The sequence below is a fragment of the Corallococcus sp. AS-1-6 genome, from assembly GCF_020037015.1.
In the GTDB taxonomy this organism is placed as follows: Bacteria; Myxococcota; Myxococcia; order Myxococcales; family Myxococcaceae; genus Corallococcus.
In genome coordinates, this window is the sequence record NZ_JAIQDE010000002.1 from 603,499 (window position 1) to 629,792 (window position 26,294).

General features: G+C 71.6%; 23 protein-coding genes. 8 read left to right on the plus strand and 15 right to left on the minus strand.

Annotated features, from left to right (window positions below):
- Positions 1 to 66: 66 nt before the first annotated feature.
- Positions 67 to 786 (plus strand): hypothetical protein, encoded by a 720-nt coding sequence (locus K8612_RS05340; RefSeq protein ID WP_223761451.1) that lies wholly within the window; start codon positions 67 to 69, stop codon positions 784 to 786.
- On the opposite strand, the gene K8612_RS05345 is transcribed toward K8612_RS05340, so the two are convergent.
- The 3 genes from K8612_RS05345 to K8612_RS05355 form a co-directional block, all read right to left on the minus strand.
- Positions 770 to 1,300, minus strand: a complete 531-nt coding sequence (locus K8612_RS05345) for a hypothetical protein (protein WP_223761452.1) — start codon at positions 1,298 to 1,300, stop codon at positions 770 to 772. The two genes, K8612_RS05340 and K8612_RS05345, sit on opposite strands and share 17 nt — an antisense overlap.
- 83 nt (positions 1,301 to 1,383) lie before the next feature.
- Complete coding sequence (locus tag K8612_RS05350) at positions 1,384 to 2,355, minus strand: squalene/phytoene synthase family protein (RefSeq protein ID WP_223742662.1); 972 nt, start codon at positions 2,353 to 2,355, stop codon at positions 1,384 to 1,386.
- Between the two features lie 213 nt (positions 2,356 to 2,568).
- A complete protein-coding gene (locus K8612_RS05355; protein ID WP_223742663.1) occupies positions 2,569 to 4,290 on the minus strand; it encodes a dipeptidase in 1,722 nt (573 codons plus the stop codon).
- Between the two features lie 228 nt (positions 4,291 to 4,518).
- Here K8612_RS05355 and K8612_RS05360 point away from each other — a divergent pair, with 228 nt between their 5' ends.
- Positions 4,519 to 4,674 carry a hypothetical protein gene (locus tag K8612_RS05360; protein WP_158616174.1) on the plus strand — a complete coding sequence of 52 codons (156 nt, stop codon included), beginning with the start codon at positions 4,519 to 4,521 and terminating at the stop codon, positions 4,672 to 4,674.
- A gap of 31 nt (positions 4,675 to 4,705) precedes the next feature.
- Here K8612_RS05360 and acs read toward each other — a convergent pair whose 3' ends face one another.
- Positions 4,706 to 6,658, minus strand: a complete 1,953-nt coding sequence (acs, locus tag K8612_RS05365; RefSeq protein WP_223761453.1) for an acetate--CoA ligase — start codon at positions 6,656 to 6,658, stop codon at positions 4,706 to 4,708.
- Between the two features lie 63 nt (positions 6,659 to 6,721).
- The gene (locus K8612_RS05370; protein ID WP_223742665.1) at positions 6,722 to 7,204 is read right to left on the minus strand and encodes a hypothetical protein; all 483 of its coding nucleotides are present in this window, start codon (positions 7,202 to 7,204) and stop codon (positions 6,722 to 6,724) included.
- A gap of 73 nt (positions 7,205 to 7,277) precedes the next feature.
- On the opposite strand from K8612_RS05370, the gene K8612_RS05375 reads away from it, so the two are divergent.
- The 4 genes from K8612_RS05375 (at position 7,278) to K8612_RS05390 (ending at position 13,750) form a co-directional block, all read left to right on the plus strand.
- Complete coding sequence (locus K8612_RS05375; protein ID WP_223742666.1) at positions 7,278 to 7,700, plus strand: NUDIX hydrolase; 423 nt, start codon at positions 7,278 to 7,280, stop codon at positions 7,698 to 7,700.
- 22 nt (positions 7,701 to 7,722) lie between these two features.
- On the plus strand, positions 7,723 to 9,021 hold the full coding sequence (locus K8612_RS05380; protein ID WP_223761454.1) for an RIP metalloprotease: 1,299 nt from the start codon (positions 7,723 to 7,725) through the stop codon (positions 9,019 to 9,021).
- Between the two features lie 162 nt (positions 9,022 to 9,183).
- Entirely contained in the window at positions 9,184 to 12,984 is a 3,801-nt protein-coding gene (locus tag K8612_RS05385; RefSeq protein WP_223761455.1) for an ATP-binding protein, read from the plus strand.
- Positions 12,985 to 13,069: 85 nt separating this feature from the next.
- Positions 13,070 to 13,750: a hypothetical protein gene (locus K8612_RS05390; protein WP_223761456.1), complete on the plus strand. Its 681-nt coding sequence runs from the start codon at positions 13,070 to 13,072 to the stop codon at positions 13,748 to 13,750.
- A gap of 10 nt (positions 13,751 to 13,760) precedes the next feature.
- Here the strand turns inward: K8612_RS05390 and K8612_RS05395 are convergent, their stop codons facing one another.
- From K8612_RS05395 to uppS, 10 genes are all read right to left on the minus strand, one after another.
- On the minus strand, positions 13,761 to 14,423 hold the full coding sequence (locus K8612_RS05395; RefSeq protein ID WP_223761457.1) for a molybdenum cofactor biosynthesis protein MoaE: 663 nt from the start codon (positions 14,421 to 14,423) through the stop codon (positions 13,761 to 13,763).
- Between the two features lie 24 nt (positions 14,424 to 14,447).
- Complete coding sequence (locus tag K8612_RS05400) at positions 14,448 to 16,256, minus strand: PKD domain-containing protein (RefSeq protein WP_223761458.1); 1,809 nt, start codon at positions 16,254 to 16,256, stop codon at positions 14,448 to 14,450.
- A gap of 11 nt (positions 16,257 to 16,267) precedes the next feature.
- Entirely contained in the window at positions 16,268 to 16,987 is a 720-nt protein-coding gene (locus K8612_RS05405; protein ID WP_223761459.1) for an MXAN_2562 family outer membrane beta-barrel protein, read from the minus strand.
- Complete coding sequence (locus K8612_RS05410) at positions 16,984 to 18,018, minus strand: MXAN_2561 family MXYO-CTERM-anchored protein (RefSeq protein ID WP_223761460.1); 1,035 nt, start codon at positions 18,016 to 18,018, stop codon at positions 16,984 to 16,986. The genes K8612_RS05405 and K8612_RS05410 overlap by 4 nt, the downstream gene beginning before the upstream one ends.
- Before the next feature lie 126 nt (positions 18,019 to 18,144).
- Positions 18,145 to 19,176: an aspartate-semialdehyde dehydrogenase gene (locus K8612_RS05415; RefSeq protein WP_223761461.1), complete on the minus strand. Its 1,032-nt coding sequence runs from the start codon at positions 19,174 to 19,176 to the stop codon at positions 18,145 to 18,147.
- A 67-nt stretch (positions 19,177 to 19,243) separates the two neighbouring features.
- Positions 19,244 to 19,987: a tRNA (adenosine(37)-N6)-threonylcarbamoyltransferase complex dimerization subunit type 1 TsaB gene (gene tsaB / locus K8612_RS05420; RefSeq protein WP_223761462.1), complete on the minus strand. Its 744-nt coding sequence runs from the start codon at positions 19,985 to 19,987 to the stop codon at positions 19,244 to 19,246.
- A 22-nt stretch (positions 19,988 to 20,009) separates the two neighbouring features.
- Positions 20,010 to 20,492 carry a septal ring lytic transglycosylase RlpA family protein gene (locus tag K8612_RS05425; protein ID WP_223742732.1) on the minus strand — a complete coding sequence of 161 codons (483 nt, stop codon included), beginning with the start codon at positions 20,490 to 20,492 and terminating at the stop codon, positions 20,010 to 20,012.
- A gap of 10 nt (positions 20,493 to 20,502) precedes the next feature.
- Complete coding sequence (rseP, locus tag K8612_RS05430; RefSeq protein ID WP_223742676.1) at positions 20,503 to 22,134, minus strand: RIP metalloprotease RseP; 1,632 nt, start codon at positions 22,132 to 22,134, stop codon at positions 20,503 to 20,505.
- An 84-nt stretch (positions 22,135 to 22,218) separates the two neighbouring features.
- Entirely contained in the window at positions 22,219 to 23,049 is an 831-nt protein-coding gene (locus K8612_RS05435; protein WP_223761463.1) for a phosphatidate cytidylyltransferase, read from the minus strand.
- Entirely contained in the window at positions 23,046 to 23,843 is a 798-nt protein-coding gene (uppS, locus tag K8612_RS05440; protein ID WP_223742678.1) for a polyprenyl diphosphate synthase, read from the minus strand. Before uppS ends, K8612_RS05435 begins: the two co-directional genes overlap by 4 nt.
- 138 nt (positions 23,844 to 23,981) lie before the next feature.
- Here uppS and K8612_RS05445 point away from each other — a divergent pair, with 138 nt between their 5' ends.
- Positions 23,982 to 24,800, plus strand: a complete 819-nt coding sequence (locus K8612_RS05445) for a tetratricopeptide repeat protein (protein ID WP_223761464.1) — start codon at positions 23,982 to 23,984, stop codon at positions 24,798 to 24,800.
- Positions 24,801 to 24,854: 54 nt separating this feature from the next.
- On the plus strand, positions 24,855 to 25,631 hold the full coding sequence (locus tag K8612_RS05450) for a MopE-related protein (RefSeq protein WP_223761465.1): 777 nt from the start codon (positions 24,855 to 24,857) through the stop codon (positions 25,629 to 25,631).
- The last annotated feature ends 663 nt before the right edge of the window (positions 25,632 to 26,294 follow it).

Consider the following 26,294-nt stretch of genomic DNA (forward strand, 5'->3'; position numbering starts at 1 on the left):
GCTCCCTCCGAAGGCAGGCGGGCATAGCGGGCCGGGCGGGCCCCACCGGCCCTATGCTCGCGGGCCATGTCCCCTGCCCCGCCCTGGCTTCTTCCCGCCGTCCGGAACAACGCGGAGTGGTGCGACGCCGTGTGCCGCGCCCACGGCCGCCAAGGCCAGTTCGAGGACGGATTGTGGTTCAACCCCGCGCCGGTGCCGGCCCTCTATCCCAATGCCGTCACGCTGACGGCGGACGGACAGGAGGCCACCCTCCAGGCCCTGTCCCGGCTGGAGCTGCCGGGCCGCTGGGGCGTGAAGGACAGCTTCGCGACGCTCGACCTCGCCGCGCACGGCTTCGACCTGCTGTTCGAGGCCCGGTGGATCCACCTGGCGGCCACCGCGCCCGTGCCGGCAGTGGCTTCGGGCCTGGCGTGGCGCCAGGCGCGGACACCGGAGGAGTTGGAGGCGTGGGAGGCCGCATGGAGCGGCCGCTCCCCGGAAGCGCGCGTGTTCCCTCCCGCGCTGCTCCAGGAGGAGGGCGTCGTCTTCCTCGCCGCGGGAGATGGGAAGCGCTTGCTGGCCGGAGGCATCGCCTTCCTCGGCGCGAAAGCGGTCGGACTGTCGAACACGTTCCGCGTCGAAGGCGCGCCCGCCGAGCTGGACGCGGAGCTGCTCGCGCACGTCCGCGTCCATTTCCCGGGTCGGCCCATGGTCGGCTACGAGCACGGCGAGGCGCTCGACGCGTGGCGGGCGCTGGGCTTCGAGTCCGGGGGGCCGCTGCGGGTGTGGCTCAAGGCAGGGGGCTGAGCACCACGCCCTGCTCCGCCAGCCACGCGTCCACCAGCCGCTGGCCGGCGTCCGTCAGCGTGAAGCCCAGCCCGGCCCACTGCTGGCCGTTGAGCATCACCACCTGGCCCAGCGCGCGGCCGAAGGCCACCTCCGGCGCCGCCTTCTTGAGCAGCGCGCCCGCGTAGTGGTGCAGGAACAGGTCGAAGTTCTTCGCGAAGTCCGGGTGCCCGGGGAGCGAGTCGCTGCGCGTGTCCGCCGTCACGTCATACGCCTGGATGAGCGCGCCGAAGCCCAGCACGTCCACCAGGAACGCCTGCATCCGGTCCTTCCCGCGCACCCGGCCGGGCAGCCACCGCTCCGGCCCCGCCGGCGTCTGGAACGTCCACAGGCCGCGTTGACGCGTGGCGGCGAACGGGAGCCCCCCACCCCGCCGCTCCCCCGGGGCCGCCCGCCGCTGCACCCGCAGGGGCGAGCGCTCCGAACGCGCGGGGAAGTAGACGATGACCGCCGGTGCGGAGCGGGCGCAGTTCATGGGAGACACGACTCCAGAGGGGGAACACCTGCACCGGAATTATCCCGCGCCGTTGCCCTGGAGTTGCTTGCCGGGCAACGTTTTCAGACGCCGCCGGGCATGGGGCCGGCCAGGGCCTCCACGGCCTCGGGGAGCGTGCCCCGCTCGAGCGCGGCCTGGAGGGTGTCCATCTGGGCGGTGACGACCGCGCGCGACACCTTGGAGCCCGCGCCGTCCCGCACGAGCAGCTCCAGCGTGGTCTGGGCCAGCAGCAGCGGCAGCGAGGTGAAGGCGAGCACGTCCCGGGGCGCCCCCGCCAGGAACAGCGAGCGCACGTAGCGCGCCGCGGCGATCAGGTCCTCGCCCGCGAGCCGCTCCACGTCCTGGAGCTGCACGCCGTCCGGCAGCCACACGCGGCCCTCCTTCCGGTCCTGGCGCGCGTCCTTGAGGATGTTGACCAGTTGGAGCCCCTCGCCGAACAGCGGCGCCAGCGAGCGCAGGTTCGGCGCGTACGGCGCGAGCCGCGGCTCCAGGACGAACAGCTCCGTGAGCAGCTCGCCCACCAGTCCCGCCACGATGTAGCAATAGTCACGCAGGGACTGGAGCGACCCGAGCTTCAACATCCCGCCTTCGGACGCGCCGCCCAGCACCTGCCCCATGCCCTGCACCGTCTTCAGCACGAAGTGGCGCAGGATGGCGCCGGCCTCCGGGCGCACCGCGTCCAGGCTGGCCAGCAGCGTGGGCGTGCGCGCGAGCAGGTCCAGGTAGCCCGCGTTTTCGCTGGGGCGGCGCGCCAGCCACTCGCGCGACAGCGCCCCGGCGTCCACGCCCGGCTTCTCCTGGAGCAGGGCCTCGAAGGCGGCCAGCGCCTCCCGCCGCTCGTCGCGCGTCCAGGGGGCGGCGTCCTCCAGGGTGTCGGCGACGCGCAACAGCAGGTAGCCCAGGCCCACCTCCCGGCGCAGCGGCTCGTCGAGCAGCGGGATGGCGAGCGCGAACGTGCGGCTGGTCCGCACGAGGAAGTCCGCCAGCTCGTCATCCCGGAACGGAAGGGCCGTCGCGGTGGGGGCGTCACTCAAGGGAACCGTCCTCCGGGCACGGGCGCGCCTGCCGCCCGCGCCCTCACTGCCACAAGCCATCCACCGACACACGCGAGAACGTGCAGGCCCGGCGTGCGGGTCCCGCCACGGGCACCCGGTTGCCGGGAAATTCTCGCTCAAGCCCCAGCCCGGGCGCCGCCGGGTGCCCGCGTCAGCGAGGACACCGGCGCACGGGCTTTCAGGCGGGAGGCCTCAGGGCGCCGGAGCGACCGTGGGCTTCGGGGCTGGCTGCGCGGGGGCGGCGGGCGCGGGGGCCGGCGCGGCCACGGGCGCGGCCTGGGGCTTCGGCTCCGGCTTCTCGTGGGACTGGAGCATCTTGCCGTTGTCCGCGGCGATGCGGCGGTACCACGCGTCCGGGTAGCGCGGGTGGCCCACCTTGCCCGTGTTGTCGCGCACGTTGCCGTCGATGTACTTCACGAGCAACTGCTCCCCCAGCTTGCGCCAGCGCGCGTGCACCTTGTCGCCCTGCTGCAGGGAGTACTCGGTGAGGTACTGGCGGGCCTGCTCCGGCGTCCGCTTGTAGAGCACCTGCGCGATGCTCTCGATGTTGGCCTGGTCCGCCAGGAACTGGCCCTCCAGGTCCCCCTGGGCCTTCTGCACGTCCACGATCATGTCGCTCCAGCGCCCGTAGGCCTGGTTCGACACCCAGTTGAAGACCCAGAAGGACGAGTCCCAGGAGAACTCGCCGCGGCTGGCCACGCCTTGCGCGAAGTTCTTCGGCACCTGCCGGATGCCCGCGTACATGGGCGTGTAGACGGTGGTGAAGGTGTCATCCACGCCGAACCAGAGCACCCCGCCGATGGCGTCCGGCAGCGTGGAGCGCATCTGCGCGACGAAGGAGAAGCCCGTCTGCTGCGTGGAGATGGCGCGCTCGTGCACGTAGCTCTTGCCGTCCACGTCCCACGTCATGGGGCGCCAGCGGTAGGGCACCGCGTAGGGCCCCGCGCCCACGTCCCTGGACATGTCCAGCGGGGTGCCCTCGAAGTGGTCGCGCATGAGCGCCATGGCGTCCTGCACGGACACCTTCTTGTCCGGCTTCACCCACAGGGGCAGCCGCTTGGTGGTGTCCGCGCCGTCCGCGTACTCCACGCCCAGCTTCAGGGACGGGGCCGCGCGGCGGAAGATGCTCCACACGCGCGACTCGCTGAAGCGCTGCCCGCCGAAGTCCAGCGGGTGGTACGTGTCCGCGAAGCTGAAGTCCTTGTCCGCGCCCGTGTACCAGCCCTTCGCGCGCGCGAAGGAGATGACGTCCGGCGAGTACAGCGTGGTGGCGCTGTCGTTGAGCGGGAACTGGCGGATGCGCGACTGGTTGGCGTGCGCGGAGAGGTAGCCGTCCGGCAGCTTGCGGGCCACCCACACCGCGCCCTTCTGCCCCTCGCCCTTGCCGATCATCTCCAGGATCCACGCCTCCTTCGGGTCGGCGATGGAGAACGTCTCGCCGGTGGACGCGTAGCCGTACTCGGCGACCAGGTCCGTCATCACCTGGATGGCCTCGCGCGCCGTCTTCGCGCGCTCCAGCGCGATGTAGATGAGCGAGCCGTAGTCGATGATGCCCGCGGGCCCCTCCAGCTCCTTGCGGCCCGTGAAGGTGGACTCGCTGATGGACAACTGGTGCTCGTTCATGTTGCCCACCACCGAATAGGTGGCGGCCGGCTGCTTGATGCGGCCCAGGAACTTGCCGGTGTCCCACTCCACGACGTCGCGCATGGCACCGGCCGCGTGGCGGCGGGCGGGCGTGTAGTACAGCTCGCCGTACAGCTCGTGCGCGTCCGCCGCGTAGGTGATGAACGTGGAGCCGTCCGTCGTGGCGCCCTTCGTCACCAGCATGCTGGTGCAGGCGTCCGCGACAACGGGGGCGACGAGCACCGCCGTCAGCGGCAGCGCGGTGAAGAGGGTCGAAGGGAATCGGTTCATGGCGGCGCAATCTAGCAGGACCGCCGCCCGCTGCCCGCCCATACAGGTTGCCCGGCACCCGGGCATCCGGGCCCCCTGCCGCACGACGCCATGCGAGAAGCCGATGGCCGCCGAGCGCCGCGCTACTTCCCGGCCCCGACGTTGGATGGCACCCGTCACGGGGGGACGCTAGGGTTGGCTTTTCCCGCCCGGGGCCTTCCCAACCCCGGGCTTCCCTTGGAGGACGGCGTGACGGAGATCGTGGTGGGCCTGGTGGTGTTCTTCGTCCTCACGGTGGTGCTGGGCCCCGCCCTGTGGAGCTCCCGCATCTGGTGGAGCAAGGCGGACCGCGAGCAGGTGAAGGACAAGTACGGCCGCCCCCAGAAGGACCCGAAGGACGCTTGAGGAGGCGGCCGCTCGCGCTGGCGGGCGCGCGCTACTCGTCGTTCTGGCGCAGCGCCGCCAGCACGTGGAGGTCCTCCAGCGTGGTGGTGTCCTGCGAGGACTGCTTGCCCGCGGCCACGTCGCGCAAGAGCCGGCGCATGATCTTCCCGGAGCGCGTCTTGGGCAGCCCTTCCGCGAAGCGGATCTCATCCGGCCGCGCGATGGCGCCAATCTCCTTGCCCACGTGCACGGCCAGCTCCTTCTTGAGCGCGTCCGAGGGCGCGTTGCCGTGCTTGAGCGTCACGAAGGCCACCAGCGCCGTGCCCTTCAGGTCGTCCGGGCGGCCCACCACGGCGGCCTCGGAGACCTTCGGGTGCGCCACCAGCGCGCTCTCCACCTCCGCGGTGCCCAGGCGGTGGCCCGCCACGTTCACCACGTCGTCCACGCGCCCCATCAGCCACACGTAGCCGTCCGCGTCCGTGCGCGCGCCGTCGCCGGTGAAGTACATGCCGGGCAGCTCGCTGAAGTACGTGTTCACGTACCGGTCCGGGTCCCCGTACACGGTGCGCAGCATGGACGGCCAGGGCTTCGTCACGAAGAGCAGCCCGCCCTGCCCCCTGGGCACGCGGTTGCCGTCGCGGTCGAGGATTTCGGCGTGGATGCCGGGCAGCGGGAAGGTGGCGGAGCCGGGCTTGGTGGGCGTGGCGCCAGGCAGCGGTGAGACCATGATGCAGCCCGTCTCCGTCTGCCACCACGTGTCCACGACGGGGCACCGCCCCCCGCCGATGACGTCGCGGTACCACATCCACGCCTCGGGGTTGATGGGCTCGCCCACGCTGCCCAACAGGCGCAGCGAGGACAGATTGTGCTGCTTCACCGGCCCGTCGCCCAGGCGCATGAAGGCGCGGATGGCGGTGGGCGCGGTGTAGAGGATGGTGGCCTTGTAGCGCTCGATGATGTCCCAGAAGCGGTCCGGCCCCGGCTGCGTGGGCGCCCCCTCGTAGATGATGGTGGTGACGCCGTTCATCAGCGGGCCGTAGACGACGTACGTGTGGCCCGTCACCCAGCCCACGTCCGCAGTGCACCAGTAGACGTCGTCCTCGCGCAGGTCGAACACCCAGCGCGTGGTGAGCGACGCGTTCACCGCGTAGCCCGCCGTGGTGTGCAGCACGCCCTTGGGCTTCCCGGTGGAGCCGGACGTGTAGAGGATGAACAGCGGGTGCTCGCTCTCCACCCACTCCGGCTCGCAGACGTCGGACTGGCCCTTCACCAGCGCGTCCCAGGCCAGGAACCTGGGGCCTTCGGGCAGCTTGCCGTCACCGGTGCGGGTGAGGACGACGACCTTCTCGATGCTGGGGGCGTTGGGGAGCGCGGCCTCCACGTTCTTCATCAGCGGCACCACCGCGCCCTTGCGCCAGCCGCCGTCCGCGGTGAGCAGCACCTTGGCGCCCGCGTCCTTCATGCGGTCCTGGAGCGCCTCCGCGGAGAAGCCGCCGAACACCACCGAGTGCACCGCGCCCACGCGCGCGCACGCGAGCATCGCGACGGCGGCCTCCGGCACCATGGGCAGGTAGATGCCCACGCGGTCGCCCTTCTTCACGCCCAGCGACTTGAGGCCGTTGGCCAGCCGGTTCACCTGCTGGGACAGATCCCCGTAGGTGATGGCGCGGCGGTCGCCCGGCTCGCCCTCGAAGAGGATGGCGGGCTTGTCCTTCAACTCCGGCAGGTGCCGGTCCAGGCAGTTGTAGGCGAGGTTGGTCTTCCCCTCGACGAACCAGCGCGCGTGGGGCGGCTTCCAGTCCAGCACCGTCTGGAAGGGCTCCTTCCAGTAGAGCTCCTCGCGGGCGCGGTCGCCCCAGTACTTGTCCGGATCCTTCGCGGCTTCGTCCCACAGCCGCTGATAGTCCTGCATGCCGCGGATGTGGGCCCGCCGGGAGAAGTCCTCGGGCGGGGGGAAGACGCGGGACTCGGTCAGCACCGAGACGATTGCGTGAGGGTCTGCCATGGGCGTTCCTCCAGCTTGGGCGTGGGAACAGCCCTCCTGTTGTAGGAAGCCCCTCGCGCTATCTCAAGGGTTCCCTTCACAGCGGGTGTTCCCCTGAACGCCGTCGAAGCGGATCCACAGCTCGCAGGTGCAGCCGGTGTTGTTGTTGGCGTCGTAGGCCAGCCGCAGTTGCCCGGTGAACTCCGTGGCGCACAGGGTGGTCGCGTCCAGGTGCACCCGGACCTGGTCGAGCAGGCACTCATTCGTCCCGTCGACGGTGGTGCTGACGTTGGCCACGCTGCCGTCGGCGGTGAAGGCCTCGCCGTCCTCCAGCACGTAGCCCAGGAGCTGCATGTTCTGCACGCCGAAGTCCGCGCGCACCACGCGCCCGGCGATTTGAAGGTTCAACTGGAGGTTGCCCTGGAACTTCTCCAGGAGGTCGCAGTCGTCGCGCAGCGTCTCCGTGGGGATGAGCTCGTACACGCCCTCGTTCTGGCTGTAGGGCAGGCAGCCCGCCAGGGTGGAGACCACGAGGGCGGTGAGGCTGAGGCGTCGCAGGGTAGACACGGCACGCACCATCGCCCACGGGAGGCATCCGGAACGGGCGCTCGCCTGGGGGCTTTGGGTAGAGTGCGACGCCATGCCTGAATACCGCAACCCCAAACCCACCGTGGACTGCATCATCGAACTGGCCGGAGAGCGCATCGTGCTCATCCGCCGCGCGAACCCGCCGGTGGGCTGGGCGCTGCCGGGCGGCTTCGTGGACGAGGGCGAGCCCCTGGACAAGGCGGCCATCCGCGAGGCCAAGGAGGAGACGGGGCTGGACGTGGAGCTGACGGAGCAGTTCTTCAGCTACTCGGATCCGAAGCGCGACCCGCGCCTGCACACGATTTCGACGGTGTTCATCGCGAAGGCGACGGGCGAGCCGGTGGGCGCGGACGACGCGGCGGAGGCGAAGACGTTCTCCGTGGACGCGCTGCCCCAGGACCTGTGCTTCGACCACGGCACCATCCTGTCCGACTACCTGACGTACAAGCGCACCGGGAAGCGCCGCAAGCTGTAGGCGGCAGGACGGGCCTCCCTGGATGCACTACCTCTTCGTCCTCCTGGCGCTCGGCGCGCTGCTCATCGTCCATGAGCTGGGGCACCTGGTGGCCGCGCGCCTGTTGGGCGTGCGGGTGCCGCGCTTCACCGTGGGCTTCGGGCCACCGCTCCTGTCGTTCCGGCTGGGCGGGACGCAGTTCGTGCTGGGCGCGGTGCCGCTGGGCGCGTCCGCGAATTTGCAGGGGATGAACCCGCACCGCTCCGCGGAGGAGGACACGACCGGGTTCGGCACGCTGGGGCCGCTCAAGCGGATGGCCATCATCCTCGCGGGGCCGCTGGCGAACTACGCGGTCGCCATGGGGCTGCTGTTCGCGCTGTATTCGTCGGGCACGCACGTGGTGGTGCCGCTGACGGTGGGCACGGTGCTGCCGGGCTCGGAGGCGGCGCGGGCGCAGCTCCTGCCGGGAGACCGGCTGGTGGGCGTGGACGGCAAGCCGCTGGAGAGCTGGTCGGACTTCGTCACCCGGGTGGCGGACGGCGTGGGGGGGTCGTTGGAGCTTTCGGTGGAGCGCCACGGCGAGCCGCGCAAGGTGACGGTGCGGCCCCGGGCGGACGAGCGCGGCGCGGGGCGCATCGGCGTGAGCCAGCAGTACGTGTTCCGCACGCACGCCCCTGGAGAGGCCTTCACCCAGTCGCTGGTGCACACCGGGCGCGTGGCGTCCGAGGCGCTGTCCACGGTGGTGGCGATGGTGCGCGGGCCCCAGGCCGCGGGCAACAAGGCCGGGCCGGGCGCGCTGATGCGCCAGGAGTCGTCCGACGTCGCGTCGTCCACGGCGTCCGGGGCGGACGCGCTGGTGCGCGCGTTCGTGGCGGCCTCCGTGGCGCTGGCGATGCTGACGCTGGTGCCGGTGCCGGGACTGGATGGCGGCCGGGTGCTGCTGCTCGCCATCGAGGCGGTGAGCGGGCGGCGCATCCCGCCGCGCGTGGAGACGGTGGCGCAGACGGCCGGGTTCCTCTTCCTGTCCATTGGCATCGTGGCCACGGCGGGCGCGGAGATCCGCCGCGCGCTGCCGTCGGCGGAGGCGCCGTCCCCGGGCGTGAAGGCCCCCGTCGCCACGCCGGCCCCCGCCGTCCTGGACGCGGGCGTCCTCGCGGTGCCCAGCCCCGCGCCGGTGGCGGCGAAACCGGCGGCCGTGCCTTCCGGTGCCGTGGATGCCGGGACGCCCGCGACCGCGGTCGTCCCCCGGGCGCAGGACGCGGGCACGGCCGTGTCCGCCGCCGTGGCTCCGGCACCGGACGCGGGGATTGCGGCGCCCGTCGTCACGCCCTCGCCCCCCTGAGGCGTCCGCCCGGCTGCTCCACCGGCCTGCTTCCAGGGAGCGGAGCTCCTGTTGGATGGCGGGTGCCGCACGGTTGCAATCCACCTCGTTGATTGCATGGCCGCGTGTCGGCCAATAGAAGCCCTGGGCTCCATCCACCTCGCGCCCCCTCCAGAGCTCCGCATGCCCCAGTCCCCATCCCCCGCCGTCCCCCCTCCCGAGGAGCGCCAGTTCGCGGGCGGCGGTGAGATGGGCGAGCTGGTGCGCTCGATGGACTGGTCCCGCACGCCGCTGGGCCCGTCACGCGACTGGCCCGTCAGCCTGAAGACGATGGCGGGCGTCGTGCTCCACAACCGCTTCCCCATGCTCATGTGGTGGGGCCCGGAGATGATCCAGCTCTACAACGACGCGTACCGCCCGGTGCTGGGCCGCAAGCACCCGGGCTCCATGGGCGCGCGGGGCGAGCAGGTCTGGCCCGAAATCTGGGACGTCGTCGGCCCCATGGCCCGGGGCGTGCTCAACGGCGGCCCCGCCACCTGGAGCGAGAACCTGGCGCTGTTCATCAACAGCCGCGGGTTCCTCGAGGAGACGTTCCACACGTTCTCGTACAGCCCCATCCCCGACGAACAGGGCGGCGTGGGCGGCGTGCTCGTCACCGTGCGGGAGACGACGCAGGAGGTGCAGCACGACCGGCAACTGCGCATGCTGCGCGACCTGGCGGCGCGCTCCGCCGACGCGAAGTCCCCCGAGCAGGCCTGCCGCACCAGCCTGGAGGTGCTCGCGGGCAACGACCTGGACCTGCCGTTCTGCCTGCTCTACCTGCTCGACGCGAGCGGCGACACCGCGCGGCTCGCGGGCGGCAGCCGGTTGCCCGACAGCGTCCTGGAAGCGCTGCCCGCGCAGCAGTCCCTCTCCGCCGGGTCCGGCGCGGACTGGCCCTTCGCCGAGGCCATGCGCACCGGCGAGGCCATCGTCGTGAAGGACCTGGGGCAGCGCCTGCGCGCCCTGCCCCCAGGCCGGTGGAACACGCCGCCGTCGCTCGCGGTGGTGCGCGCGCTCACGCGGCCCGGACAGACGCGGCCCTATGGCTTCCTCGTGGGCGGCGTCAGCCCCCGGCGGCTGCTGGACGCGCCCTACCACGCCTTCTTCCAGGCCACCGCCGAGCAGGTCGCCGCCGGGGTCGCCAACGCGCGCGCCTACCAGGAGGAGCGCCAGCGCGCGGAGGAGCTCGCGGCGCTGGACCGCGCGAAGACGGCCTTCTTCAGCAACATCAGCCACGAGCTGCGCACGCCGCTCACGCTGCTGCTGGGCCCCACCGAGGACGCGCTCGCCAGCCCCGCGCGAGCGCTCCAGGGCGACGCGCTGGAGACGGTGCACCGCAACGCCGAGCGCCTGCGCAAGCTGGTCAACACGCTCCTGGACTTCGCGCGCATCGAGGCCGGGCGCGTGCGCGCCACCTACGAACCCACCGACCTGGCCGCCCTCACCGCCGGGCTCGCCAGCGCCTTCCGCTCCGCCATCGAGCGCGCGGGGCTGGTGCTCGACGTGGACTGTCCGTCCCTGCCAGAGCCGGCCTGGGTGGACCATGAGATGTGGGAGAAGATCGTCCTCAACCTCGTCTCCAACGCGCTGAAGTTCACCTTCACCGGCACCATCACCGTGGCGCAGGCGCAGCGGGACGGGCACGTCGAGCTGCGCGTCACCGACACCGGCACCGGCATCCCCGCGCACGAACTGCCCCGCCTCTTCGAGCGCTTCCACCGCGTCCACGGCGCCCGCGCGCGCTCCCACGAAGGCTCCGGCATCGGCCTGGCGCTGGTGCACGAGCTGGTGCGGCTGCACGGCGGCACGCTCACCGTCCAGAGCGAGCTGGAGCGCGGCACCACCTTCACCGTGCGCATCCCCACGGGCTTCGCGCACCTGCCGCCGGAGCACGTGACGTCCACGAAGAGCCAGCGCTCGCTGCCCGCGGGCACGGCCCCGTACGTGCGCGACGCCCTGGGGTGGCTCACGAACGCGCCGCCCCCGCCGGAGGAGGACGCCGGGACGCCCCCGGCCCTCGAGCCGGCCTCGCTGGGGATGCAGGAGCGCGGGCGCGTGCTGCTCGCGGACGACAACGCGGACATGCGCGAGTACGTGGGCCGGCTGCTGGGCGCGCACTGGACGGTGGAGGCGGTGGCGGACGGACAGGCCGCGCTCCAGGCCGCGCTCGCCCGGCCCCCGGACCTCATCCTGTCCGACGTGATGATGCCGGGGATGGACGGCTTCGCGCTGCTCCAGGCCCTGCGCGCCGACGAGCGCACCCGCACGGTGCCCGTCATCCTGCTGTCCGCCCGCGCGGGCGAGGAGGCCCAGGAAGAGGGCCTGGCGGCGGGCGCGGATGACTACCTGGTGAAGCCCTTCTCCACCAGGGACCTGCTCGCGCGCGTCACCGCGCAGCTCACCCGCTCCCGCCTGCGCAAGCTGGAGGCCGCGCACGGCGAGCGGCTGGCGCGCATCTTCCAGCACGCGCCCGTGGGCATCGCCATCCTGCGGGGCCCGGAGCACGTCTACGAGTTCGCCAACGAGAACTACCTCAAGCTCATCGCGCACCGCGACGTGACGGGCAAGGCCATCCGCGAAGCCCTGCCGGAGCTGGCGCACCAGGGCATCTACGAGCTGCTGGACGGCGTCTACACCACGGGCGAGCCGCACATCGGCCGCTCCCTGCGCGTCGTCTTCAACGACGGCCCGGAGCAGTCCACGCGCGAGGTGTTCTTCGACTTCGTCTACCAGCCCATGAGCGACGCGATGGGCCAGGTGGAGTCCATCATCGTGGTCGTCTTCGACGTGACGGAGCTGGCCACCGCGCGGCGCGAGGCGGAGGCCGCCAACCGCGCCAAGGACGAGTTCCTCGCGATGCTCGGCCACGAGCTGCGCAACCCGCTGGCCCCCATCCTCACCGCGCTCCAACTGATGCGCCTGCGGGGGGAGACGGCCGCGGAGCGCGAGCGGACGCTCATCGAGCGGCAGGTGACGCACCTGGTGCGCATGGTGGACGACCTGCTGGACGTCAGCCGCGTCACCCGGGGCAAGGTCACCCTCAAGCGCGAGCGCGTCACGCTCACCGACGTGGTGGCCAAGGCCATCGAGCAGACCAGCCCCGTCATCGACGAGCGCCAGCACACGCTGGAGGTGGACCTGCCCGACCGAGGCATGGACCTGAACGGCGACCCCACGCGCCTGGCGCAGGTGTTCGCCAACCTGCTCACCAACGCCGCCAAGTACACGGAGCCCGGCGGCTTTTTGGCCGTGACGGGCACGCGCGAGGGCCGGGAGCTCGTCGTCAGCGTGCGCGACACCGGCGTGGGCATCGCGCCGGAGATGCTGCCGCGCGTGTTCGACCTCTTCGTGCAGGAGCACCAGGCGCTGGACCGCTCCCAGGGCGGGCTGGGGCTGGGGCTCGCCATCGCGCGCAGCCTGGTGACGCTGCACGAAGGCGCCATCAGCGCGCACAGCGCGGGCCGGGGCCGCGGCAGCACCTTCACCGTGCGCCTGCCCGCGCTGGAGGCGGAGGCCCCCGCCGCGCTGCCCACGCCGCAGCCCGGCGCGCTCGTCCCCCAGGAGCCCGTCTCCATGAGCGCGCGCGTGCTCATCGTGGATGACAACCGCGACGCGGCGGACGTGCTGTCCGAGTCGCTGGAGTTCCTGGGCTGCACGACGCGCGTGGCCTACGACGGCCCCAGCGGCCTGGAGGCGGCGAAGGCGTTCCGCCCCGAAATCGCGCTCCTGGACATCGGCCTGCCGGTGATGGACGGCTACGAGCTGGCCCGGCTGCTGCGCCAGCAGGAGGAGCCCCGCGCCCTCAAGCTGGTGGCGGTGACGGGGTACGGCCAGGAGTCGGACCGCCAGCGCTCCAAGGCCGCGGGCTTCGACGCGCACCTGGTGAAGCCGCTGCACTTCGAGACGCTGGAGGCGCTGCTCAAGGACCTGACGGGCGCCTGAGGGGCAGGCCGCCCGTCGTCCAGGGGACGTCCGGCCCACGAAGCAGGGGCCGGGCGTCCGCGAAGGCCTTATGCTCCGGCCCGACATGCCCACGCCTTCCGCGCCCTCCGCCTCCGTGGCGGACGGTGGACTCTTCTGCGAGCTGTACTGGGGCACCTCCCTGGCGGAGGCCTGGAGCTATGGCCCGGAGCTGGGCCAGGTCCACGCCGCGCCCGACGAGACGGCCCCCCTGCCCCTCTACGGCTTCACGCTGCCGGAGGAGCCCTTCCTCCTGGCCGAGCGCACCCCGAAGGGCTGGCGCATCCACGTGCCGCCGTCCGCCCGCGTGGAGAAGCGCCTCAAGGGCGACGCCTTCCAGCCGGTGGGCCCCGACGAGCTGACGGGCGCGCCGGGCCGCACGGCGGTGGAGCTGCACGAGGGCATGACGCTGCGCCTCGTGGAGGGCGAGCTGAACCTGCTGGTGCAGCCGTCGGTGGTGAAGGAGCGCGCGGGCCGCTTCCTCGTGAAGGACGTGGCCTGGATCATCACGGTGGCCATCCTCTTCCTGAGCGCCCCCGTCGCCTTCCTCGTCATGGGGCCGGATCCGGCGCGCATGGCCGCGAACAACGCGCGAGCGCTGCAGGCGGCCCACGACAAGGAGGAGGCGCGCCGCAAGGCCATGGGGTTGGACCAGCCGCTCAAGCCCATGACGGAAGCCGAGCGCGCCACCCAGCAGCAGGACGGCGGCGCGCGCGTCACCGTCCCGGCGAGCTTCGGCGTGCGCTAGGCCCAGGGCTTCAGGGCCCCAGGCCCACCCAGACCTCGCCGTCCTCGAAGAACTCCTTCTTCCAGATGGGCACGTCCTGCTTGAGCCGCTCGATGGCGTACTCGCAGCCCAGGAAGGCCTCCTTGCGGTGCGCGGAGGCCGCGGCGATGACGACGGCCAGCTCGCCCGGCACCAGGGTGCCCACGCGGTGCACGATGGCCAGCCGCGTCCCCGGCCACGTGCGCGCCACCTCGTCGCCAATCTCCGCCAGCTTCGCCTCCGCCATGGGCGCGTAGGCTTCGTACTCCAGCCGCAGCACGCGCCGGCCCTTCGTCTGGTCGCGCACGGCGCCGGAGAACGTCACCAGCCCGCCCGCCCCCTGGGACGCCACCGCGTCCACGACCTCCGAGAGCGCGAGCGGCCGGCCCACCACGGAGAAGAGGCGCGGCGCCCCGCCGGCCACGGGCGGAATCAACGCCAGCTCCGCGTCCGGCGCCACCGGTGAGTCCAGCCCCACGAACTGCTGCTGCACCGCCACGCGCAGGTGCGGCAGCAGCGGCGCCAGCGGCGGGTGCTTCGCGGCCAGCAGCGAGAGCACGTCCGAGACGCGCGCGCCGGGCGGCACGTCCAACGACTCGCGGGACAGGCCCGCGCGCTCGCGGGCCGCGGCGAAGTACAGCACCGTGACGGACATGACCTGCCTCCTGCTGGCGTGTCCCTAGCGCTCGCGCAGCACGACGCGGCCCTGGAGCCGCCCGCCGCCGTCCACCGGGGAGAAGTCGAGGAACCCGTACTCGAAGGGGGTGAACTTCTCCAGGAGCGCCGTCACGAAGACCTGGCTCGCCAGGAGCTCCGTCGAGCCGACCCCCGGCACCGAGCGCACCCCGGCGAGGTCCGCCCGAAGCCGCCCCATGTCCACCATCAGCGACAGGTGGCCCGGCCCGAACGCCTCCGCGCCGAAGCGCGTGCGCAGCGTCGCGCCCACGTCCCCCAGCTCGCGGCCGGTGAGCACCTCGCCGGCCTCCAGCGTGGCGCGCTCCGGGTCGAGCGTGAGCGACACCGGCTGCTCCAGCAGCCGCGTGCGGAAGCGCGTGGTGCCGCCCTGCGCCTCCTTCTGGAAGACGAGCCCGTTGTCCTCCAGTTGCTTCTGGATGAGCCGCAGCACCGGCTGCACGGACGCGAGCCCCGCCTCCATCACCACCGTGCCCTTGGGCGCGGGGCGCCGGTCCCGGATGAAGCTCCGGAAGAAGGCCGCCGCGTCGAAGTAGACGAGCATCGCCACGTCCCCGCGCAGCGCCTTCAGGAGCGGCTCCGCGTCCAGCCCCTGCGCGCGCCAGCGCTCCAGCGTCCGCTGCCGCCGGGGCGACTCCGGCGAGCCGAACACCAGCCGCGCCAGCTCCTCCGGAGGCACGGACACCTGCGCCGCCGCCACCGGCCCCTCCGCCGCGCGCCCCAGCAGCCGCGACGCCGGGCCCCGCGCGCCGCCCAGCAGCGGCCGGGACGAGGACAGGAAGCCGTCCAGCTCCGCCTGGTCTGCCTGCACCGCGAGCGCTGCGAAGAAGCCGCGCACCGGCATGTCCTCCTTCTCCGCCTCCGGCACCGGCGGCGCGGAGAAGAGGAACACGCTGCCGTCGCGCACCTTGCCGCGCAGCTCCGCCAGGAGCGCGTTCTCGGAGATGCCCGGCCCGGACAGCGCCTCCACCCTGCGGCGCACCTGCTCCACGTCCGGGGACTCCTCCACCGCCAGCGCCTTCACCGTCTCCCCGGGCGCGGGCGCGTCCGGCGAGTCCGGCACCGCGAGGTACACGTAGCCCCGGTCCGCGAAGAGCAGCATGGCGTTGCCGCCGTCCACCGGCTCCACGCGCGCGCTGCCGTCCTCGCGGGACAGCACCCGGTGGCCGGCGCCGCGCAGCTCCCGCGCCACGGCCGAGAGCGCCGCGCGCGGGTCCGTCACGCCCAGCAGCGCCACCACGCCGTCGAAGTCCGGCAGGAGGAAGAAGCCGAAGCCCTCCTCGGGGTCCACCTCCGAGGGGCCGGGCCCCAGGCCGCGCAGCAGCAGCGGCACGAGCGGCGTGTCCGCCAGCGTCTGGCGCACGTTGCCCCGGCCCACCAGCCGCCCGTAGAAGTCCACCAGCCCTTCGACGTTGCCGCGCACGCGGGGCACCCACAGCACCGTCTGCGCGTCCTCGGGCACCGCGCGGAGCACCGGACGCGGCACCACGGTGAGCACCACCCGGGCCAGCTCCTTGTCCCCGTCCAGCGCCCGCACGGTGTAGCGGCCGGCGGTGGCCCACGCGTGCTTGACGCCCGGCACCGTCTGGGGCGGCGTGCCGTCCCCGAAGTCCCAGGTGATGGAGGGCGCCTTCGGGGCGGTGGAGCCGAAGGCCTCCGGAACCCCCGCCTCCAGCGTGCGCTCCGGCCCCAGGTCCGGCCTCAGCCCCCGGCAACCGGAGACCCCCAGGCCCACGGCGGCCAGGAGGAAGAGGAACGGAAGCGGGGACGGGTTCGCGCGCGGTCGGGAGGCCATGGGCCTTTCGGTTAGTAGTCCAACGCCAGACCGAACATCCAGCGCCGGCTGCCCAGGTTCAGGCCCTTGCCGCCGAAGTTGTTCACATCCGCATGGGTGTACTCGGCGAAGAGGTACGAGTGGTTCACCCCCAGGTCCGAGTCGAAGTCGCGCGCGAAGCGCGGCTCCAGCACGTCCAGGAGGAACGACACGCCGGCGGTGCCGCCCCAGCCCCACTTGCCGCCGCTGGCCTTGCTGCCCTCCACCACCTCCGTGGTGCTGCCCTTGGTCATCCACCAGGGGGAGTAGATGAGCCCCAGCTTGGCGTACGGCACCAGCGGGATGCCCCAGCGGAAGGCCGCGTAGTCGAACTTGTAGAAGGCGTTGAGCTGGATGGGCAGCACCTTCAGCGCCGCCTTGTCCGCCGCCGCCGAGCCGTCATCGAGCTTCGCGTCCGCGTACTTCTCCGCGTACCCCAGGCCCAGGCCCAGGCCCGCCGTGCCGATGCCCTGGTAGAAGAAGCGCTGGAGCTCTCCTTCAATGAGCAGCAGCGACGCGTCACCGAAGGTGTCCTTGTACGGCGTCGCGCCGTTGAGGGCCTTCTCCGTGTCGATGCGCGGCTTGTAGCCGCCCCCGCGGAAGATGACCGCGCCCGTGCGCGGAGAGCGCGTGGGGATGGTCACCTCCTGCGCCACCGCCGGTACCGCCAAGAGAAGCGCCGCGACTCCCAGGCCCACAGCCGTGCTGCTCATGACACCTTCCTCCGAGACGACAACCAGATGCCCAGCGCGGCCAGCACCGCGCCACCCGCGAGGCCGCCGCCGGCCGCGGCACACCCGCCGCGCTCCTGACCGCCAGCGTCCACATACGCATCGAACAAGCCATTGCTCTTCACGGGCGTCGCGTCCACCGAGGCGGACGCGGGGCTCTCATTGCCCGCAGCGTCCCGGATGATGGCCTGGAGCCGGTACGTCACGCCATTCGTAAGGCCGGTGATGACGACGTTCCCCTCGCCGGCCGCCTTGTCCACGCGCGTCACCGGCCCCGTGGTCCCCTCCAGCGCCAGCGACCCCACCAGCCCCATCCCGCCGTCGTCCGTGCCCGCGTCGGTGTCCGTGCCGGCGTCGGCGTCCGTGCCCGCGTCCCCGTCCGTGCCGGCGTCGGTGTCCGCGGACGCGACCATCGCCACCTCCACGATGACGGTGGAGTCCGCCTCCGCGCCGTCCACCTGCACCGACAGCGCCGAGTCCCGGGGGATGACGGCGGCGATGGTGGGCGTCGCGGGCGGCTGCGGGTCGTACTTCAACACGAAGGTCGGGGAGCCCACGTTGGCGTAGGCCGTCTGGCACTCGGTGCCCAGGTAGCCGCCCACCTGCCGCGCGGACGCACACAGGTTGAAGGAGATCTCGGAGGTCTGAGAGTCGCACGTCGCCGCGCTCCCCCCGTCCGTCCCCCCGCCGCGCGCCGCGAGCAACTGCTGCACGCTGAAGTTCACGGTGCCGGTGGTCGTGGAGTCGCTCGAGCCGAGGCTCACCAGCTTCAGGTCCGTGGCGGTGGGCTCCCCGCCGCAGGTCCCCGTCGTCGCGTAGATGAAGAGCGAACCGCCGCAGATGTTGCCCGTGCGCGTCCAGGTGAACCGGCGCGCATTGCCACACTCACTCTTGGGCACCGTGACGGTGTTGTTGCTCGTGGTGGTGGTCGCGCTCGTGAAGCTCACCGCTGGCCCCACCTGGGCCACGGCCGTGGACGCGAAGAGCAGGAGGCCAATGAATGGAAGGCGCATGGATGGGCCGGAAGCTAGCAAGGGCGGGGCCACCCTCAAGCCCCGTCCGGACGGCCTGTTTCCCAAGGAAAACCCCGGGTTCGCGCGCCAAACAGGCAAGGGGTCCCCGGGGGCTTTGCCAAAATGTCAGGCGGGGCGTTCCGCCAGCTTGAGGCCCGCGTCCACCAGGTGGGCGGCGGCCCGGCCGGCGTTGTCCACGGACGCGAAGAGCGTCACCCACTCCGGGGCCTGGGGGAAGGCGCGCACCCGGCCCACGTGGACGGCCGGGTCGCTCATCACCAGCATGGGCATGGGGTAGACGCGCTCGCCGGGGACATCCAGCACCTTGAGGGACGGGGACGTCTTCAGGGCGGCGCGCACCTGCTCCACGGGGCCCGGCTTCTTGAGCTGCACGTTCACGGTGAGGCCGTGGCCGTGGAAGGTGGGCACCTGCACGGCGGTGCCGGCCAGGACGGGCGTCTCGCCCAGGGCGGCGAAGAGGCGCGCGGCCTCCAGCGTCCAGCCGCCCTCCTCCTCCGTCCACGGGCTGTTCACCATGAAGCCGCCCACCTGGGGCACCAGGTTGAAGCCCACGCGGTGCGGGAAGGCCTGCGGCTCCGGCTCGCGGCCGGAGAGCAGGTCCGCGGTCTGCTTCTCCAGTTCGGAGATGCCGCGCACGCCCGCGCTGGAGGCGCCCATCAGCGCCGTCACCTGCGCGCGCACCACGCCGAACGCGCGGCGCAGCGGCTCCACCAGGTGCACCGCGGCGCTGGTGACGATGCCCGGCAGGCTCACCACCCGGCCCTTGAAGCTGAAGCCCGGCCCCAGGGCCTCCGTGTTGAAGCCCGGGAGGATGAGCGGCACGTTGCCGTCGCTCCGGAAGGCGCTGCTCGCGTCCACCACCCACGCGCCCGCGGACTGCGCGGCCGGGGCCAGCGTGCGGGACGCCTCCGCGGGGGTGGCCAGCAGCACGACGTGGATGCCCCGGAAGGCGTCCGCGGAGGCCCGCTCCACCTCCAGCGTGTCCTCGCCGTACTCCACCTCCAGGCCCTTGGAGCGCTCCGAGCCGAAGGCCTGCACCTGCTCCACCGGCACGTCGCGCGCGTACAGGTTCGCCAGCACCTCGCGGCCCACCACGCCCGTGGCGCCCACCACGCCAATCCGAAGGTTCTCTCTCATGACGGGCTCCTTTACGTCAGCGCCTCCGCCCGCGCGAGCACGACGAAGCGCCCTGGAGGCGGAGGCTTCAGTCTTCCTTCAGGCGCGCCGTGGGCGCGGGGCCCGGCAGCGGCGGGAACTTCGGGTTGCGCTCCGGTTCGGACGCGCGGACGTAGTGCGGCTCCAGGGCGAAGAGCGCCTCCTGGGAGTACGCCTCCGGCAGCCTCGCCAGCCGCCCCACCTCCACCGCGGACGGGAAGGCCGGGCCGGACAACAGCCGGTGCGGCGCGACCCCGTGCCGCTCCAGCGCCTGGCGGTAGTCCGCGAGCGCCGGGCCCAGCGCCACGGCCTCCGGTGCCGCGGCCATGCGCTGCGCCACCTCTTCTGGCGACATGGCCGTCTCCGGCTCCAGCGCCTCCACCGTGGACCCCACGCGGCGGTAGGCGCCCAGGTAGAGGTCGTCCTTGCGCGCCACGGCGAGGCAGAACAGCGGCACGCCCTCCGGCCCCTCCAGCGCCACCGCCGCCAGCGACGACGCGCCGGCGACCTTCAGGCCCGTGGCGTACGCCAGCGCCTTCACCGTGGCCAGGCCGATCCTCAGGCCCGTGAACGAGCCGGGCCCCAGGCCCACCGCCAGCCCCTCCAGGTCCTTGAGCTTCAGGCCGTGGCGCGAAAGCAGGTCCCCGACGACGCCGGGCAGCACCTCGCTCTGCTTGTCCGGAGGAGGCACCACCACGTGCTCCACGGCGCGCACGTCCGCCCCCTGGCGTTCCACCAGGGCGAGCGACAGCGTCAGCGTGGAGGTGTCCAGCGCGAGCAGCACAGGCGACATCCCTTCTTTCGTTTCAAGGCACTCAGGCCGGAACGGCCCAGAACTCCACCGGCACGTGCGACACGCGGTCGCTGCCGCACCGGTACAGCCGCACGCGCGCCAGGCCCTTGTCCAGCATGCCCAGTTGCTTCGCCGCGGCCTTCGACAGGTCGATGATGCGGCCGTCCACGAAGGGGCCGCGGTCGTTGACGCGCACCTCCACGTGGCGGCCGTTCTCCATGTTCATCACCTTCACGCACGACCCGAAGCGCTCCGTGCGGTGCGCGGCGGTGAGGGCGTTCTGGTTGAACTTCTCCCCGCTGGCGGTGGGCCGGCCGTGGAGGCCGGGGCCGTAGAAGGACGCGAGCCCCTCGCCCAGGTAGTTGCGAGGCATCTTCTCCCGGCGCGTCACCTTCGTGCCTTCACCGCCGGAGGAGCCCTCTGGCGGCTGGGGCTTCGCCGCGCGCGACGCGCAGCCAGCACACAATCCCATCCCCAGCAGCAGGAGCGCGGTCCGTCCTCGCATCATCACCTCGTCAGCGGGTCACGTCGTTGGTCACGGCCAGCAGCATGAGCAGGATGAGCAGCGCCAGGCCCACCATGTTCGCCACCTCGCGCACGCGCACGGGGATGGGGCGGCGGCGGATGCCCTCCCACGCCGCGGACAGGAGGTGGAAGCCGTCCAGCACCGGGATGGGCAGCAGGTTCATCACGCCCAGGTTGATGGAGATGATGGCCATCAGGTTGAGGAAGCTGTCCAGGCCCTGCTCGGCGCTCTTGGCGGCCAGTTGGTACATCATGATGGGGCCGCCAATCGTGCTGGGCGACACCTTGCCCACGAACAGCCCGCCCAGCACCTGCACCATCTGCCCGACAATCTTGGGGACGATGAGCGCGGCCTCCTTGAAGGCGGCGGCCGGGCCCAGGTCGATGGTCACCTTCTCCACCGGCGGCAGGTCCGCGCTGCTGTAGCTCCACGGCCGCACGCCGAACACCAGCGGGGCGCTCGTCTGGCCGTAGTCGTCGCGCGTCTTGAGCGGCGCCTGCGCCAGCTTCTCCGTGCGCTCGCCCTGGGCACCGCGCCAGGTGAGCGTGAAGGGCTGGGCCTGCAGGCCGTTGAGCACCGTCGCCAGCTTGTTGAAGGACTTCAGCGGCGTGCCGTTGATGGCCACGATGCGGTCGCCCGGGACGATGCCCGCGCCCTCCGCCACGCTGCCCGTCGCCACGCTCGCCACGTAGAGGTCCACGGCCTCCGCGCCCAGCGCCGCCGCGCCCTCGCCGGGCTGGCGCGGCAGGGACACCTTCACCACCTCCGGCAGCCGTCCGGTGACGGCGCCCACGGCCACGGGGGCCAGGCGCGCCACGCTCAGCTCCATGGGGGTGCCCTCCGGCACCTTGGCCACCTCGCGGTAGAGGGCGGCCTCGTCCTGCACGTGCACGCCGTTGACGGACAGCACGCGGTCGAAGCTCTTCAGGCCCGCGGCGGCCGCGGGGGACGTCGCCGGCACGCCCACCACCGGCGGCTGCGGGTAGGGGCTCACGCCGATCATCCCGCGCTCGACGGTGTCCACCGGGGACACCTCCGAGCTCTTCTCCGGCGTCACCTCCACCACGCGCTGCTGCCCGTCGCGCTCCAGGGTGATGGGGACGGGGCGGTTGAACTTGCCGACGAACGCGTCCCGCATGTCGTCGAAGGTGCGGACCGGCTCGCCCTCCACGGTCAGGATGCGGTCCCCAGGGCGGATGCCCGCGGCCGCGGCGGCCATGTCCGGCGACACCATGCCCACGCGCGTGGACAGCGTCTCCTGGGGGCCCAGGAAGACGAAGAAGTAGACGAAGATGGGGAACAGCAGGTTGAAGGCCGGGCCCGCCAGGACGATGAGCCCGCGCTTCCACGGCGGCTGCGCCAGGAAGCCGCGCGCGGCCTCTTCCGGCGGCAGCTCCTCGTGCGGCAGGTCCCCGGCCATCTTCACGAAGCCGCCCAGGGGCAGCAGCGCCACCTGGTACTCCGTCTCACCCTTGGTGAAGCCGATGATCTTCGGCCCGAACCCGATGGAGAACTTGAGGACCTTCACCCCGCAGGCCTTGGCCACGAGGAAGTGGCCGAGCTCATGCACCGTCACGAGCACGCCCAGCAGGAGGATGAAGAACCCGAGGTTCTGGAGCATGGCCGGAAGAGTAATCGCGCCCCCCGGCACGGACAACGCACAACACAAGCCGCAAGGCGGGCGGCCAGGCGCGAAATCAGGCACTTACGGCAGCAGGTGCCTCACGAACTGCACATAGACGAACACCAGCGGCGCGTTGAAGATGAGCGCGTCGATGCGATCCAGCACGCCGCCGTGTCCGGGAATGAGCTTTCCGGAGTCCTTCACGCCGTAGGCGCGCTTGAGCATGGACTCGCACAGGTCACCCACGGGGCCCAGCAGGCCCCCCGCGATGCCCAGCACCACACAGTCCCAGACGGTGAAGATGGGGAAGAAGCCGAGCTTGGCGATGAACATGCCCAGCACGGAGCCGACCATGCCGCCGAAGAAGCCCTCCCACGTCTTGTTCGGGCTCACCGCGGGGTAGAGCTTGTGCTTCCCCAGGAAGCGGCCCGCGAAGTACGCCAGCGTGTCGTTGGCCCAGGTGATGGTGAGCGCGCAGATGACCCACGCGAGCCCCTCCCCCGGCAACAGCCGCAGCGCGGACAGCGCGGTGAGGCCGATGGAGCCGTAGAGGAAGCCCGTGACGAGGTGCGCGGCCCGGGTGGGGGCCTCCGCGAGCACGCCCCGGAACAGGTTGTAGATCCACGCGAAGAAGAAGAAGACGGACGTCAGCCAGAAGGCCGTCTCGCCGGTGCGCGCGGCGTCCCGCAGCGGCAACAGCGGCATCACGAAGGCGAAGGCCATGCCCACCCACGCGGCGGCGCCCAGGCGCTTCTGGGTGATGAGGTAGTACTCGCCGGCGCACACGGCCGCGGCGGCGCCCAGGAGGATGGCGCTGTAATACCCGCCCAGGAACAGGAGCAGGAGCACCAGCGGCAGGAGGGTGACGCCTGTGACAACGCGGATGAGGAGGTTCTTGTTCTTCTCGTTCACGCCTTGGCCCGCTGGGGGGTGTCGTCCCGGTTGACCTGGGCGGACGTCAGCCCGAAGCGCCTTTCGCGGCCCTGGTACTGCGACAGGCAGCGCAGGAACTCCTCGGTGCGGAAGTCAGGCCACAGGGCGTCGGTGAAGCACAGCTCGGCGTACGCCAGTTGCCAGAGCAGGAAGTTGGAGATGCGCTGCTCGCCGCTGGTGCGGACGATGAGGTCCACGGGCGGCAGCCCCGCGGTCCACAGCCGGGACTCCAGGTCGTCGGCGTCCAGGCGCGCGGGGTCCAGCTCGCCGCGGGCCGCCGCCTGCGCCAGGTCGCGGGCGGCGCGCAGCAGCTCCTCGCGGCCGCCGTAGGAGAGCGCCAGGGTGAGCACCATGCCCGTGTTGTGGGCGGAGTCCGCCCTCAGGCGCTCCAGGGGCTCGCGGACGTAGCGGGGCAGCTTGTCCACCTCGCCGATGGCGTTGAGGCGGATGCCGTTGTCCAAAATCTCGGCGCGCTCGGACTCCAGGTACTCGCGCAGGAGGTCCATCAACCCGGCGACCTCTTCCGCCGGGCGGGCCCAGTTCTGGGAGGAGAACGCGTAGAGGGTGAGGGCCTGGACGCCCAGGCGGCGCGCGGTGCGGGTGACCTCGCGGACGCTCACGCTGCCCTCGCGGTGGCCCTCCAGCCGGGGCTGGCCGCGAAGCTCCGCCCAGCGGCCGTTGCCGTCCATGATGATGCCCACGTGGCGCGGGAGCGGCCGGGCCTTGACCTGGGCCTCGAGGGCGGTGGGCAACACGGTAAGAGGGCGATCCATGAAGCCGCGCACCCTAGCGGCGGCGCCGCGTCGCGTCCACGGGCGCGTGGCCGCCCGGTCCCCCTCCACGGGTGGGCGGTCGTCTGGAGGGGTTGAACGGTTCATGAGGGGACAGGAGCCCGGCCAGAGGGGTCTTCCATGAAAACTCCTCATGGGTGTCCCTCCTTCCGGGTGCTCGGCGGGCTGCTCGGGACCTGCCTGTCGGGGGTGGGGCCGGCCTTCGGACAGGCGGCGGGGACGGGAACGGCGGCGTCCCGGCCGGCGGGCACGTACTTCGACGCGGCGATGGCGGAGGCCGCCCGGCTCTATGAGGACCTGGAGTCCGAGCAGGCCCTGGCTGCGGTGACCCGGGCGCGGCGGCTGGCGCGGACGGACGCGGAGCGCAGCGCGGCGGCCATCTACGAGGGCCTGGTGTTGGCGGACATGGGGCGGCGGGAGGAGGCGCTGGCGTCGTTCCGGGCGGGGTTGCTGCTGGCGCCGGAGGCCCGGCTTCCGGCGAAGGTGTCACCCAAGGTGGAGGGGGACTTCGAGTCGGTGCGGAGCGCGGTGCGGCAGGAGCGCGCGGCGGCGGCGAAGCCGGCGGATGCGCCTGTGGTGGAGACTCCGAAGGCGTTGAGCCCGGCCCAGGTCGCGGCGGCGCCGGCTCCGGGCGTGGATTTGAAGGCGGATGCCCGTGAGCGCGGGATGCGCCGGGTGCCGACGGTGTCGTGGGTGCTCTTGGGCACGGGGGTGGTGGCGGGCGGCGTGGGGTCCTTCATCGGGCTCCAGTCGCGCGGCAACGTGAGCTCCGCGCGCGAGGCGGACCTGTCCTCGGACGTGAGCGGGCATCTGGACGATGCGCGGGGGCAGGCCGTGGTGGCGAACGTGCTGTTCGGCACGGCGGCGGCCGCGGCCGTGGGTGCCATCACCACGTACTTCCTGAGCGGTGAGCCCACTGCGTCGGTGGGGACTCCGTGAGGATGCGGCTCGCGTTGACGCTGGGGATGTGGATGCTGGGCGGATGCCCCGTGCATGCGGACGTGGTTCCTCGATGAGGATGGCGATGGCTACGGCGTGGCCATGACGGAGTGCGTACAACCCACCGGACGCCTGGCGGACCAGGGCGGCGACTGTGACGACACGGACCGTTCCTTCCATCCCGGTCAGAGCGAACTGCGCTGTGACGGCCGTGACGACAATTGCGATGGCGCGAAGGACGAAGGGCTGCCCATCCTGACCTGGTACCGGGATGCGGATGGAGATGGATATGGCGACGTAACGCAGGCCGTGTCTGGTTGCGCGGCCCCCTCTGGCTACGTGGCCATCGCCACGGACTGCGATGACACGAACGCAGCCATCCGGCCCGAAGTCGCTGAAACCAAAGACCTCAAGGACAACAACTGCAATGGCGCCATTGACGAAGGGCTCTACCCAGGCCCACGGATGTATTCCATGTGGCAGATCAATTATGCCGTGACCCCGGCCGGAACGGTTTGGGGATGGGGATACAACGGCGGTCACCAACTTGGTGGTGACGCCTCTCACGTCCAGCCGAAACGTATCTACGCATCAGAACTCCAGAACGTGACCACGATAGCCGTGGGCGACAGCCATGTTCTAGCACTGCGGCAGGATGGAACGGTTCTGGCTTGGGGGCGAAACTTCGATGGGCCCCTCGGGAATGGCACCCAAGAGGGCGAAGGTCCGCCCGATCGTGTCCCGGGACTCGACAGTGTGGCGGCCGTTGCTGCCGGCGCATTTCACTCCGTGGCGCTCAAGCGGGATGGCACCGTCGCCGACTCGGGGTGACCTACAGGGTCTTTATTCATCCTGCCTTGGCTTACACAATCCTTCATATGTGTCCCAAGTAAAAAAACAAGTACTTAGGGGCGTCCATAGGTTATCTGAACGCCCCCTCTTGAAAGACCCAAATCAGTAACAGATCCCTGCATCCGTTTCGTAATCATAGGCCCAGAAGTCTTGCGAGACTGTCGTTGTGACCGGACATCCAGGCCGCGAAGCAGTAACCGTCAGCGTGAACCAGCCTACCCCCGTCGCAGCTACCCAGTTAGAGGGGTCCGTATACGTCGAGATCAGGTCAGCGGAGTAGGCAGACCAAGTGTACGTGACTCCGCTCTCTCTTCCTGCGACCAGATAACGCCCATACGGCCAATGCGCTGGATAGCAGGCAGGAATCGTTTGGAGTATGCCTGTCATCTTGGGGGCGCAGCTACTCCCGCCCCCATTGCATTGTGTCGTCACTCCGTCACAGGTAACGCTGCTCGTTGTCGAAGAGCAATTGCCGGCAGCACTGGAGCACGAAAGCTTCAGACCATTATCGCAGTCCAGATTCACGACACAGGCACCCATTGAATGGATGTCTCTGTCGTTCGAGCATCCGCTTCCGGTTTAGCCGCCGCTCCCGAGAGAAGCCTCACGCTTCCGTCGTTCGCGCTCTCGGCGCTGCTGGCG